At 65.9% G+C, this 11830-nt stretch carries 13 protein-coding genes; 4 read left to right on the top strand and 9 right to left on the bottom strand.

Annotated features, from left to right (window positions below):
- Window positions 1–8: 8 nt before the first annotated feature.
- The 5 genes from EO245_RS03290 to hisN form a co-directional block, all read right to left on the bottom strand.
- Entirely contained in the window at window positions 9–881 is an 873-nt protein-coding gene (locus tag EO245_RS03290) for an AraC family transcriptional regulator (RefSeq protein WP_128891592.1), read from the bottom strand.
- 108 nt (window positions 882–989) lie between these two features.
- Window positions 990–1868: an AraC family transcriptional regulator gene (locus tag EO245_RS03285; RefSeq protein WP_128891591.1), complete on the bottom strand. Its 879-nt coding sequence runs from the start codon at window positions 1866–1868 to the stop codon at window positions 990–992.
- Window positions 1869–2024: 156 nt separating this feature from the next.
- The gene (rplT, locus tag EO245_RS03280) at window positions 2025–2384 is read right to left on the bottom strand and encodes a 50S ribosomal protein L20 (RefSeq protein WP_128891590.1); all 360 of its coding nucleotides are present in this window, start codon (window positions 2382–2384) and stop codon (window positions 2025–2027) included.
- Window positions 2385–2407: 23 nt separating this feature from the next.
- Window positions 2408–2611, bottom strand: a complete 204-nt coding sequence (gene rpmI / locus EO245_RS03275; protein WP_067693021.1) for a 50S ribosomal protein L35 — start codon at window positions 2609–2611, stop codon at window positions 2408–2410.
- Between the two features lie 165 nt (window positions 2612–2776).
- Complete coding sequence (gene hisN, locus EO245_RS03270) at window positions 2777–3550, bottom strand: histidinol-phosphatase (RefSeq protein ID WP_128891589.1); 774 nt, start codon at window positions 3548–3550, stop codon at window positions 2777–2779.
- 115 nt (window positions 3551–3665) lie between these two features.
- Between hisN and EO245_RS03265 the strand changes: the two genes are divergently transcribed.
- Genes EO245_RS03265 through EO245_RS03255 form a run of 3 tightly spaced genes read left to right on the top strand, consistent with a single transcriptional unit; the run spans window position 3666 to window position 6572 of the window.
- A complete protein-coding gene (locus tag EO245_RS03265) occupies window positions 3666–4643 on the top strand; it encodes an AraC family transcriptional regulator (RefSeq protein WP_128891588.1) in 978 nt (325 codons plus the stop codon).
- Window positions 4643–5605, top strand: coding sequence for a helix-turn-helix domain-containing protein (locus tag EO245_RS03260; protein WP_128891587.1), 963 nt, complete (start codon window positions 4643–4645; stop codon window positions 5603–5605). Before EO245_RS03265 ends, EO245_RS03260 begins: the two co-directional genes overlap by 1 nt.
- 10 nt (window positions 5606–5615) lie before the next feature.
- Window positions 5616–6572: a helix-turn-helix domain-containing protein gene (locus EO245_RS03255; protein ID WP_128891586.1), complete on the top strand. Its 957-nt coding sequence runs from the start codon at window positions 5616–5618 to the stop codon at window positions 6570–6572.
- Between the two features lie 9 nt (window positions 6573–6581).
- On the opposite strand, the gene EO245_RS03250 is transcribed toward EO245_RS03255, so the two are convergent.
- Window positions 6582–7517: a ribose-phosphate pyrophosphokinase gene (locus tag EO245_RS03250; protein WP_128891585.1), complete on the bottom strand. Its 936-nt coding sequence runs from the start codon at window positions 7515–7517 to the stop codon at window positions 6582–6584.
- 87 nt (window positions 7518–7604) lie between these two features.
- On the bottom strand, window positions 7605–8588 hold the full coding sequence (glpX, locus tag EO245_RS03245; RefSeq protein ID WP_128891584.1) for a class II fructose-bisphosphatase: 984 nt from the start codon (window positions 8586–8588) through the stop codon (window positions 7605–7607).
- Window positions 8589–8655: 67 nt separating this feature from the next.
- Here glpX and EO245_RS03240 point away from each other — a divergent pair, with 67 nt between their 5' ends.
- On the top strand, window positions 8656–9261 hold the full coding sequence (locus tag EO245_RS03240) for a hypothetical protein (RefSeq protein WP_128891583.1): 606 nt from the start codon (window positions 8656–8658) through the stop codon (window positions 9259–9261).
- On the opposite strand, the gene EO245_RS03235 is transcribed toward EO245_RS03240, so the two are convergent.
- On the bottom strand, window positions 9258–10565 hold the full coding sequence (locus EO245_RS03235; RefSeq protein WP_128891582.1) for a homoserine dehydrogenase: 1308 nt from the start codon (window positions 10563–10565) through the stop codon (window positions 9258–9260). The genes EO245_RS03240 and EO245_RS03235 overlap by 4 nt on opposite strands.
- 98 nt (window positions 10566–10663) lie before the next feature.
- The gene (locus EO245_RS03230) at window positions 10664–11509 is read right to left on the bottom strand and encodes a hypothetical protein (RefSeq protein ID WP_128891581.1); all 846 of its coding nucleotides are present in this window, start codon (window positions 11507–11509) and stop codon (window positions 10664–10666) included.
- Window positions 11510–11830: the final 321 nt, after the last annotated feature.

Raw genomic sequence — 11830 nt, 5'->3', positions numbered from 1 at the left:
CGAAAAGATCAGCCGGGCTTGTCGAGCGTCTGGACGGCCGAGCCGTGCGACTTCAACCGCTCTCGCATGAAGGCAGACAGGATGGGGTGCGGCCGGGCGGCATATTCGCTCGGCGACATGCCGAGGAAGGTGTGGCAGTCGCGCACGAAATGGCTCTGGTCGAAATAGAGCGAATCGAGCGCGCCGATCCAGCCGAGCGAAGGGTCGAGCATGAACTTGCTGAGGCTGCGCATGAATCGCTGGCGGCGCAGCAGCAGCTTGGGCGGGAAGCCGAAATGGCGGCGACACAGGCGCTCCATCGTGCGCGGGTTCATGCCGCAGCTTTCCGCCATGGCGGCGACATTGGGCAGGTCCGGGTCGAGCAGCATCTCGTGGATGGCGAGGATGCGCTCGTCGGGCTCCTTCGTGCGCTCCACAAGCTCGCGGAAGAAGGACACGATTGCCGCAAGGTCGCTTTCCTCGTCGCGGGCTGCAATGCTCAAGCGATCGCGCAGCGGCAGGAAATGCGCGAAGTCCGCTTCGGTCCGTCCGTCGCCGATCCGGTTTGCCCAGTCGCTCGCCCCAACCGACATGAAGCGCGCCCAGCCAAGCGGGAGGAGGCCGATGCCCCAGAAGGCGACCGACCCGATCTCGAATTCGACCGGCTGGCTGCTCGGCCCCATCACCGAAATGTCGGTCCCTGAAAGCACCTGGTCCTTGCCAAGGCGCGAGGTCAGGTTCTTTCCGTCGAAGAAGCGGACGCCGCCCCATTCGGGTTGGAGAGCATCGTGGACCGGCCCATCGGGGCAGGAGAAATCGGCGCGGTAGAAGGTCGTGAAATAGCGCGCGAGATCGACCGGAGGCTCGTGGAAACGAACGGCAATGTCACAAGCCGTAGTCATCGAGCCCTCCCCGGCCCTCGTCGCGCAATCGTGTCGCGAATTTACAACCCGATGCGATGCCTAACGCGCCTGCCGCGATATTCCAACCCATGCCCCGAAAGCCGCAGGTCAGGAAGCGGGCGCTTGAAGCGTCTGGACCGGCACACCCAGGTGCCGCAGGCGCTCGCGGATGAAGGCATCGAGGATCGGACGCTTGGTGGCCGCGTACTCGCTGGGGGTTACGCCGAGGAACTCGCGGCACTCGCGCACGAATTGCGGCTGGTCGTAATAAAGCTCGTCGATCATTTCCGACCAGGTCGCCTTGTCCTCGAGCATGTAGGCGGCAAGCGTGCGCATGAAGCGCTGGCGGCGCAGCAGCAGCTTGGGAGGGAAGCCGAAAGCGCGGCGGCAGAGCCGGGCAAGCGTGCGCTGGTTGAGATCGCACATCTGTGCCAGCGTCGCGACATCGGGCAGGTCTTCGGCGAGCAGGCTGCGGTGGATGCGCACGATCCGCTCGGCATCGACCGGGTGGCGCTTCGCCCGGTGACGGAAGAAATCGATAATGACTTCCTTCTCCGCCTCCTCGTCGAGATTGGCGGCGAGCAGTTTCTTTCCCAGCTCGCGAAAGCCTGCAAAGCGCTCATCGGCCATGCCGTCGACCACCGTATTGGCCATGCTGTCGGCCGGGAAATCGATGAATGTCGCCCAGCCCAGGGGGAGTAGGCCAACTCCCCAGAATGTCGTCGTGCCGAGGGTATATTCCAGCTGGCTGCTGGTCGGGCCGGAGGCGACGAACCCGGCGCCGCCGATCGCTTCATGGCCGTCGACGAAGATGGTCGGCTGGGCCTGCGGGAAGAAGCGCAGCGTACCCCATTCGGGTTGCATCGCGTCGTGCACCACGTCCCCATCGTGCACGGTGACGACGCCGTAGCAGAATGTCGTGAAGTAGGGATCGAGGTCCGCCGGTAGATCGTGGAAGCGGACTTCGAGCTCGCAACTGGCAGTCATGCAACGCCCCGAAGGTGTTTCTGCGACCCAGGGAAGCTATGTGCGTGCAAGGCTAAGACTATTGCTGCGAGCCGCGCAAGTAGAACCGCCGACTGCCGAAACAAAAAGGGCGGCCCGTTGCCGGACCGCCCCTTCGTATTCGCTGGTGCGCGAGGCTTAGGCCGGGAGGGCCTTCTTCGCCTGCTCGACGATCGACTTGAACGCAGCTTCTTCGTTCATGGCGAGGTCGGCCATCACCTTGCGGTCGAGCTCGATGCCGGCGAGCTTAACGCCGTGCATGAACTGCGAGTAGGTCAGGCCTTCCGGACGGACTGCCGCGTTGATGCGCTGGATCCACAGGGCGCGGAAGTTACGCTTTTTGACCTTGCGGTCGCGGTAAGCGTACTGGCCGGCCTTTTCGACGGCCTGGCGCGCGATGCGGATGGTGTTCTTGCGACGACCGCGATAGCCCTTGGCCTGGTCGAGGAGCCGCTTGTGCTTCTGGCGCGTGGTAACGCCGCGTTTGATGCGAGGCATATCAGTTTCTCCTTAGTTCGCGATCAGTCGAGGCCGTAAGGCGCCCACTTCTTCACCGTCTTGCTGTCGGCTTCCGACAGGACAGTGGTGCCGCGGTTCTGGCGGATATACTTCGCATTGTGGCTGATCAGGCGGTGGCGCTTGCCGGCCACACCGTGCTTGACCTTGCCGGTTGCGGTGATCTTGAAGCGCTTCTTCACACCGCTCTTGGTCTTCAGCTTGGGCATTTTCATCTCCTTTACGGATATCGGTTCGGAGACACGTCCAACCAGCCCTGGCAGCCCTTTCGGCCAGACCGGCAGATGAATCACGTGTCGGTGAAGGGCGCGCAAATAGTGTGCGTTGCAGCAGAAGGCAAGGTCAAAAGCGCGCCTTCCCGCGGGGTGGCAAAGCTACCCCATCGCCTCGAGCACGTCGTCGAGCCGCGCAGGGTCGCCGAGGGCAAGGACGCGGCCGTCGCTTTCGGCATCGAGCGGATTGCCCTGCCAGTCGCTCATCGTGCCGCCCGCCCCTTCGACGACCGGCACGAGCGCCGCGAAGTCGTAGAGCTTGAGGCCCGCCTCGCACACGAGATCGACATGCCCGCTCGCGACGAGGCCGTAATTGTAGCAGTCGCCGCCGTAGATGATCTTGCGCTCGGCGACCGACTTGGCGAGGCCCATGAAGGCATCGACCTCGTCGCCTGAAAACTGGTGCGGCGTGGTCGTGCCGAGCACCGCGTCGGACAATTCCTTGCACGCGCGCGCCTTTATCGGCTTGCCGTTGAATGTCGTCCCCTGCCCGATCAGCCCGACCCAGCGTTCGCGCGCGATCGGCTGGTCGATCACGCCGAGCACCGGCCAGCCGTCCTGAAGCAGCGCGATCAGCGTGCCGAAGATCGGGCGCCCGGCGATGAAGCTGGTCGTGCCGTCGATCGGGTCGAGCACCCACTGACGCCCCGAGGCCTCGTTGCGCGTGCCGTATTCCTCGCCGATGATGCCGTCGCCGGGGAATTCCGCTTCGATGATCTGCCGCATCGCAGCCTCGGCCGCGCGGTCGGCTTCGGTCACGAAGGTACTGTCGTCCTTCTGCTCCTGCGACCATTCGCCCCGGAACAGCGGGCGGATCGCCTCGCCGGCTGCATCGGCGAGCCTTTCGGCAAGGGCCTTGTCACGTGAATTTGCCATGCGCGCCGCTTCGCCGAGCGGGGGCCGCCGGTCAAGCTCTTCGCAATAGCGAGAGCGCTTTGCACCTTGCGGCGAAACAGGATAAACATTGTCCGAGGACAAAAACGGGTCAGCAATGACAAACCCCCGGGGGCACTCAGAAGAGGCGGGTGATACCGCCTACCGTCCTGAGACGGGCGTATCGCGCAGCGGCGCGCCGCTGTCGCTCAACCGTGCGCCTGCAAGCGACCTCGAACCGTGGATCGCCCGCGTCCAGGCGGCCAAGCTGGAAGCGATCGGCGAGGCCAACATCAACTGCCACATGTTCAACGACACGGCCTTCGTGCGCGTCCTGCTCGCCGGGCAATGGTCCGCGAGCACTGCCGACGGGACGGGGCGCTACTTCAAGGAAACGCCGTTCTTCGGTCCGCACTCGCACGCCATGCCGATCAGCTGCACGGGCGACGTGATGACCGTCGGCATCTCCTTCAGGCCGGGCGCGCTCCATGCGCTCGGCTTTCCCGAAGAGAGCGAAACGGTCGACCGCATCGTGCCGAGCGCCGACATGGGATTCCCCCAGCCGTTCGACGCATCGAGCTTCGATCCAAAAGACAGCCCGGAGCAGTGGATCGCCCGGATCGAGGCGATGATGCGCGACCTCATCGCAGAACGGCAGCCCGAGCCGCCCTCGACCATCGCGCGCGAGTTCGAGCGGCTCGCCTTCGCCGATCCGACCTATTCGGTGGCCGACTTCGCCGAGCAGCACGATATCAGCACGCGAACCCTCGAGCGGATCGTCAAACGCGATTTCGGGATGACGCCCAAGCGCGTCCTGCGCCGCGCCCGCGCACTCGACCTCGCCTCGCGCCTGTGCGGGGTCTTCGACGAGGACGAGACCGAGGCGATCATGCTGCGGTATTTCGACCAGTCCCACCAGATTCGCGAGTTCCATTCCTTCTTCGACTGCACGCCCCGGCAATTCGTCGAGAAGACGCGTCCGTTGCTGACGCTGAACCTCGAATCGCGCCAGGCGCGGCGTCTCGAAGAACTGCGGCGGGTCGCGCCCGACGGCACGAGGCCGTGGATGGACGGCATCGAAAGTGACGGTAGCTGATGGACGGCGTCGAACAGGGCCTTTCGAGGATCAACTCGGCGCTTGGTGCTACGCGCGACGGGCAGCCGCTGTCGGTCAACCGCGGCCCGGCGCCCGATCTCGCCCCGTGGGTCGCGCGCCTCTACGCCACCAATGTCACCATGCCCGATGACATGCAGGTCGCCTGCGGCCTGTTCGCCGACACCTGCATCATCCGCCTGCTCTTCTCGGGCAACTGGCATGCGGAAACGGCGGACGGCCCCGGCTTCTACAAGCGCTCGGCGCTTTTCTTCGGTCCGCAGACGAAGCGCATGCCGATCAGCGTGCGCGGCAGCTTCGCGACTGTCGGCATCGCCCTGAAACCGGGCGCATGCCGCATGCTCGAAGGTCCGGACCTTGCCACGACGCTCGACCGGATCATCCCCTACGAAGACATCGTCGGGCCGAGCGAGGACCTGCTCGGCCTGTTCGACGGCGTGAGCGATGCGGGCGAGTGGCTCGACATCATCGAGGAATGCATGCGCCGCCTCATCATGCAGCGCGGCGCGAAGGAACCCGATGCGCTGACCCAGGCCTTCGACCGGGCAACCTTTGCCGACCCGAACCTCTCGCTTACCGAGTTCGCTGCGCAACACGGTTGCTCGACCCGCAAGGTGGAGCGGACAATCCGCCGCGACTTCGGAATGACGCCGAAGGCCGTGCTGCGACGGGCGCGCGCGATGGACATGGCGGCCAGCCTGCGCGGCGTCGCCGACGAGAACGAGGCCGAAGAACTGGCGCTGCGCTACTACGACCAGTCCCACCTCAACCGGGACTTCTCGCAATATTTCGGGATGACACCCGTGCAGTTCGTCCGTAGTCCTCAACCACTTATGACGCTGACGCTGGAAGCCAGGCAGGCGCGAAGGCTCGAAGAACTCGAGCGGATCGCGCCGGACGACGAATTGCCTTGGCGCGCCGGACGCCTGGCCGTAGGGAGCTGAGGCAGGCGCAATGGCCAGGGGCACAGGGGACAATCAGAAGCGGTTCGATTCCGAGACCGGCGAGCTCGAGGACGGCACGCCGCTGGCTTTCAACCGCCAGCCGGCCGAAGACCTTCGCCCGTGGCTCGGCCGCTGCTTCGTCGCCTATGTCTATGCCAACACCAACGAGGAAGAGTTTGGCGAGCTGTGCAACGATGCCAGCTACCTGCGCTCGGCCGTCGGTGCGGACTGGACGGTCGGAACGGCCGAGGGCCCGCTGCAGATCCGCGACCAGACCTTCCTGTGCGGGCAGCATTCCAAGGTCTGGCCGCTGCTCTACCGCGGCGGCAACAAGGTCGCCGGCCTGCTGCTGAGGCCGGGCGCCATCCGCGCGCTGTTCGGCAAGGACGATGCCGAGTTCCTCGATCGCATCAAGCCGATGGAATATGTCGGCATCGAGGACCGCGAGCTTACCGGCCTGTTCAACCTCGACCTCGAGCCGACCGAGTGGCTCGATGCGCTCGAAGAGTGGATGCGCGACTACATCGCGCGCACCGATGCACCCGAGCCGAACCAGATTTCACTCGCTTTCGAAACGCAGGCCTTTGCCGATCCGAACCGCCAGGTGTCCGAGTTCGCCGAGGAGTGGGACATCTCGATGCGCACGCTGGAGCGGACGGTGCGGCGCGATTTCGGCCTGACGCCCAAGCAGGTCATGCGGCGCGCACGCGTGCTCGACTTCGCGGCGAGGCTGTGCGGCGTCGCCGATGCGGAGGAGGAGGAAATCGTCCTGCGCTTCTTCGACCAGGCGCACCAGATCCGCGAATTCCAGGCCTTCTTCGGCGTGACCCCGGTCGAGTTCCGCGAGGCGCGCAACGGCCTCGTCACGCTCAGCCTCGAAATCCGGCAGGCGCGCAGGCTCGAACAGCTCAACCGCATCCAGCCGGGCGCAGTGCGCCCGTGGATGAGCAAGCCCTTCACCCCTTAGGCGAAGCTGTCAGTCGAACAGCGAGCTGACCGAGCTCTCGTCCGCGATGCGGCGAACCGCTTCGCCGATCAGCGGCGCAATGGTCAGGATGCGGATCTTCTCGCTATCCTGCGCGGCATCGGTCGGGCGGATGGAATCGGTGATGACCAGCTCGGTCAGCGCGGACCCGTCGACGCGGGCGACCGCCCCGCCGGAGAGGACGCCGTGAGTGATGTAGGCCGCGACCGAGCTCGCACCCTGGTCGAGCAGGGCCTGCGCGGCGTTGCACAGCGTGCCGCCCGAATCGATGATGTCGTCGATCAGGATGCAGTGACGCCCCTGGACGTCGCCGATGATGTTCATCACCTCGCTCTCGCCCGGGCGGTCGCGACGCTTGTCGACGATCGCGAGCGGCGCATTGTCGAGCCGCTTGGCGAGTGCACGCGCGCGGACAACGCCGCCGACGTCGGGCGAAATGACCATCAGGTCGCGGTCGCCGTAACGTGCCTGGATATCGGCAGCCATGACCGGCGCTGCGTAGAGATTGTCGGTCGGGATGTCGAAGAAGCCCTGGATCTGGCCGGCGTGCAGGTCGACTGCGAGCACGCGGTCGGCCCCTGCTTCGGTGATCAGGTTCGCAACCAGCTTGGCCGAGATCGGCGTGCGCGGACCGGGTTTGCGGTCCTGCCGGGCGTAGCCGAAATAGGGCACCACCGCCGTGATCCGCTTGGCCGAAGCGCGCTTGAGCGCATCGATGCAGATCAGCAGTTCCATCAGATTGTCGTTCGCCGGGAAGCTCGTCGACTGGACGAGGAAGACGTCCTCGCCGCGCACGTTCTCGTGGATTTCGACGAAGATTTCCTCGTCGGCGAAGCGGCGCACGCCGGCATCGACCAGCGGCATTTCGAGATAGGCGGCAATCGCCCGCGCGAGCGGGAGATTGGAATTGGCGGCCATGATTTTCATGTCGGATCGTCCCCGGATAGCGGCGAATCGCTGCCCGACCGGATTAGCCGAGCGTAACGGCTTTGCAACAGGGCGAGATGGCCCGTTTTACCCGGTCCGGTGCTCACCCCTGATCCAGCGGACCGTGCCGCTCGATGCGCGCATCACGACGCTCTCGGTCGTCATCTTGCCGCCGCGCAGGCGCTTCACGCCGTCGAGCAGCGAGCCCGAGGTGACGCCGGTCGCTGCGAAGATGCAGTCGCCCTTGGCAAGATCGTCGAGCTTGTAGATGCGGTCGAAGTCGGTGATGCCGAGGCGGCGCGCACGCGCCTTTTCGTCCTCGTTGCGGAACACCAGCCGGCCGTTGAACTGGCCGCCGACGCAGCGCAGCGCAGCTGCCGCCAGCACGCCCTCGGGCGCGCCGCCCTGGCCCATGTACATGTCGATCGTGGTGTCGGGATCGCTCGTCGCGATCACGCCTGCGACATCGCCGTCGCCGATCAGCACCACGCCGCAGCCGAGCTCGCGAAGTTCGGCGATGATGTCGGCATGGCGCGGCCGGTCTAGGACACAGACGATGATCTCGCCCGGCTCGACACCCTTCGCCTCGGCGACTGCCTTCACGTTCTCGCTGACGCTCTTCTCGAGGCTGATGATGTCGTCCGGATAGCCCGGGCCGACGGCGATCTTGTCCATGTAGGTGTCGGGCGCATTGAGAAGGCAACCCTCCTCCGCCGCCGCGAGCACGGCCAGCGCGTTGGGCCCGGCCTTGGCGGTGATCGTCGTGCCTTCGAGCGGGTCGAGCGCGATGTCGATCTTCGGACCCTTGCCCGGCGCGCCGCCGACCTTCTCGCCGATATAGAGCATCGGCGCCTCGTCGCGCTCGCCTTCACCGATGACGACCGTGCCGTCCATGTAAAGCTCGTCGAACGCCTTGCGCATCGCCTCGACCGCGGCGGCATCGGCGGCCTTTTCGTCGCCTCGACCGATCAGCTTGGAAGCCGCGATGGCCGCCGCTTCGGTCACGCGGACCATCTCGAGGACGAGCACGCGGTCCAGTACGCTGCTCGGCGAAATCGGCGATTCATTCATGGTCAATTCAGTCCCTCGGCCCAGTTTGGCGTCCATCTGCACGCGCGCTTAGAGGGGGAGTGTGGCATTGTCGAGAAGCCTGCCCATTGCTTTCACCGCCGCGCTGGCATTCTGCGTTCCCGCATATGCGCAGGACAGCCCGGAGAGGATCGACATCCTTGCGCCCTCTTTGCGCGCATCTCCACCGGAGGATGATACTCCGCGCGAAGAAGTCACCGCCGAGCAGGTCTTCGAGCGCGCCGAGGCCGTCTACGGACCGCCGGAACCCGAGCCGGAGTGCGAGGAAGGGGAAGGCGACGAGATCGTCGTCTGCGCGCAAGGGCCCGACGATCCGGAACAGCATCGCCTGCGCAGCCGCGAGGAAGCGCAGGACGACTACGCCGCGCGGACCATGAACCGGGGCAATCCCCAGACACCCGATCCGTGCGGCCCGAATTGCGGCATCTTCAGCGGTCCGGCGACCGTCGGCGGGCTGTGCGGCATCGGGCTCAATCCCTGTCCGCCACCGCCTGCCTATTTCATCGACTTTTCGACCTTGCCCGAGGCGCCGCCGGGCTCCGATGCGGACAGGATCGCTCGCGGCCTGCCCCCGCTCGGGCGTGACGTTTCGCCGGAAGAGGTCGAAGAAGAGGACAGCGAAGCGCAGGCCGCTCCGGATGCGAGCGAGGACTAATCCTCGATAATCTGCATCACCAGCGGCGGTTCGGTCAGGCTCTCTGAACCGGACAGCAGGTCGACCGCCTTGGCGACATGGCCCTGCGGCCCTTCATGCGTGACCATTGCCACCAACACTTCGCCGCCATCCTTGGCGCGGCCGTTCTGGATGAGGCTCTCGATAGAGACGCCGGCATCGCGCATCGCGGCGGTGATTTCCGCCAGCACGCCCGGCCGGTCTGCCACGGTGAAGCGGATATAGGTCTGCCCCGTGTGATGCCCCGCCTCGGCAGCGGGCATGGGTGCGAGTTCGTCGCTCGGCACGCTGAAAGGCGCACCGACATCGCCGCGCGCGATATCGATCAGGTCGGCGACGACCGCGCTCGCCGTCGGTCCGTCGCCAGCGCCGGCGCCCTGGAACAGCAGGCGGCCGGAGAAGTTGCCCTGCGCAACGACCGCATTGGTCGGGCCGGTCACATGGGCGAGCGGATGGCTCTTGGGGACGAGGCACGGGCGCACCTGCTGGAGCAGCGCGACCTCGCCGTTCGAACGGTCGATCTCCGCGCTGCCGACGAGGCGCACGACATAGCCGAGCGTGTCGGCACGGCGAATGTCGGCGGCACGCACGCGCGATATGCCCTCGCAGGCTACCGAATCGAAATCCAGCCGCGTGCCGAATGCGATGCTGGCAAGGATGGCGAGCTTGTGCGCCGCATCGACGCCTTCGATGTCGAACGTCGGATCGGCTTCGGCATAGCCGAGGCGCTGCGCATCCTCGAGCGTCGCGCCGAAATCCGCGCCGGTCTCCTCCATCGTCGAGAGGATGTAATTGGCTGTGCCGTTGAGCACGCCGTAGATCGTGTCGAGCGCGTTGGCCGCCGCCCCTTCGCGCAGGCCCTTCACCACCGGGATGCCGCCCGCCACGGCTGCCTCGAACTTGAGCGCCGCCCCGGCCTTCTCGGCAGCACCGGCCAGCTCGATGCCGTGGTGGGCGATCATCGCCTTGTTGGCGGTGACGAAGCCCTTGCCGGCAGCAAGGCTACCGCGTGCCAGCGTCAGTGCGGGCCCGTCAGCCCCGCCGACCAGTTCGACCACCACATCAACATCGTCGCGCGCGGCCATGGCGGTCATGTCGTCTTCCCAGGCGATTCCCTTGAGGTCGAGCCCGCGGTCGCGATGCCGGTCACGCGCGCTCACGGCGACGATCTCGATTTTGCGCCCGGCCCGCCTGGCTATCAGCTCGCCATTGGTCTCGATCAGCCGGACGACGCCGGCGCCGACGGTCCCGAGACCGGCAATGGCTATGCGCAGCGGCTCAGCCATGGCGCGCTGCTTTCTTATGGAGTTTGCCCAAGTGTTTCATCGCGCCCGGTGTAGGGCCGCAGGGCAGGCGAAGGGAACCAGATTGTCTTGCCTCGCGCCTAGCTCCGATTGCGCGGGCAGGGTCCGAGCTGCTCCATGACGAATCGATAATCGGCCTGCGCGCGCGCCATGTCGGCGGGCGTGTCCGACAGGACGGCCGAACGATCGAGCGAACCCGGCAGGAAGCACGCGAGGCGATACCATTCGAGCGTTTCCGGCGCCGGGGGACGGGCGGACTGATCGACGATTTCCGACCACGAAACGCCCCATTGCGGGGTCTGACCGGGGCGGCGCACCACCGTCATCGACACCGGATCGCCGCCTGCCGTCTCGAGGAATATCTGCGTTTCCGATTCGCCGACGAGCGTGCCGGAGATCGAGATCGCATCGCGCACACCGGTCACTTGCGGCGGCGCGGAACGCGAGACCAGCTGCGAGAGCACGTTCCGCAAGCGCTGTTCGGTCGCCTCGTCCCACAGGACCTGCGCGTCGGGCGCAACGAGACGCAGTGCGCCGGGCTGGCCGGCCACAGGCTTGGCGAACAGCAGGACCGCCTTCTTCTTCAGCTTGGGCGCACGCCCGCGCGAATCGCGCGGCACGTCGACCAGGTACTTGAGCGATTCGCCAACCGGCGAACTGCCCGCGAGCAGGGTCTGCGTCTCGGCCTCGATATAGAGCCGCACCTGCTGGGGCGGTACGTTCGGCGCCCGCTCGGGCTCGATCTCGACCTGCTTCTTCACCTCTGCCCTAAGGACCAGCTCGGCACCCCCGGCAAGGTCGGCAAGGTCGGCATAGGTCAGGGCGGGGACGGCGGCAGGCTCCTGCGCAGTCGCGCCTCCCCCTGCAAGCGGAAGGGTCGTGGCGAGCCCGAGGGCGAGTGCGGTCTTGAGCGTAGCGTGTTTCATATTGCGACCCTTAGACATTCGCGCATGAACGCGGAACGAATTTCCTGTTTCACGTGTTCAGGGAGTCAGGCGTGAATCGCGCGTTAACCGATAAAGCGTTTGCTTGGCTTTCGACTCGTAGCTAAGGACGCGCCCTGAGAGATGCAGGTCGGGAGCCTGCACGAGGAGTAGGCCCTGACCGGGCCTGACGGGTCCGGTAAGCCGTAACGGCATCAGGTGCGTCAGGCGTTCAGGGTAGACAGAAGGGTTGAGTCTCTGGCAGGGCAGTCTGCCTTGCCTAGGGGTGAGAGGCCGGGCCCATGCCCGGCGCATGATAATGGA

It is taken from the genome of Erythrobacter sp. HKB08, assembly GCF_004114695.1.
Classification (GTDB): domain Bacteria; phylum Pseudomonadota; class Alphaproteobacteria; order Sphingomonadales; family Sphingomonadaceae; genus Parerythrobacter_A.
Note: the sequence above shows the minus strand (reverse complement) of the source record. Positions and strands in the feature narration are given on the sequence as shown.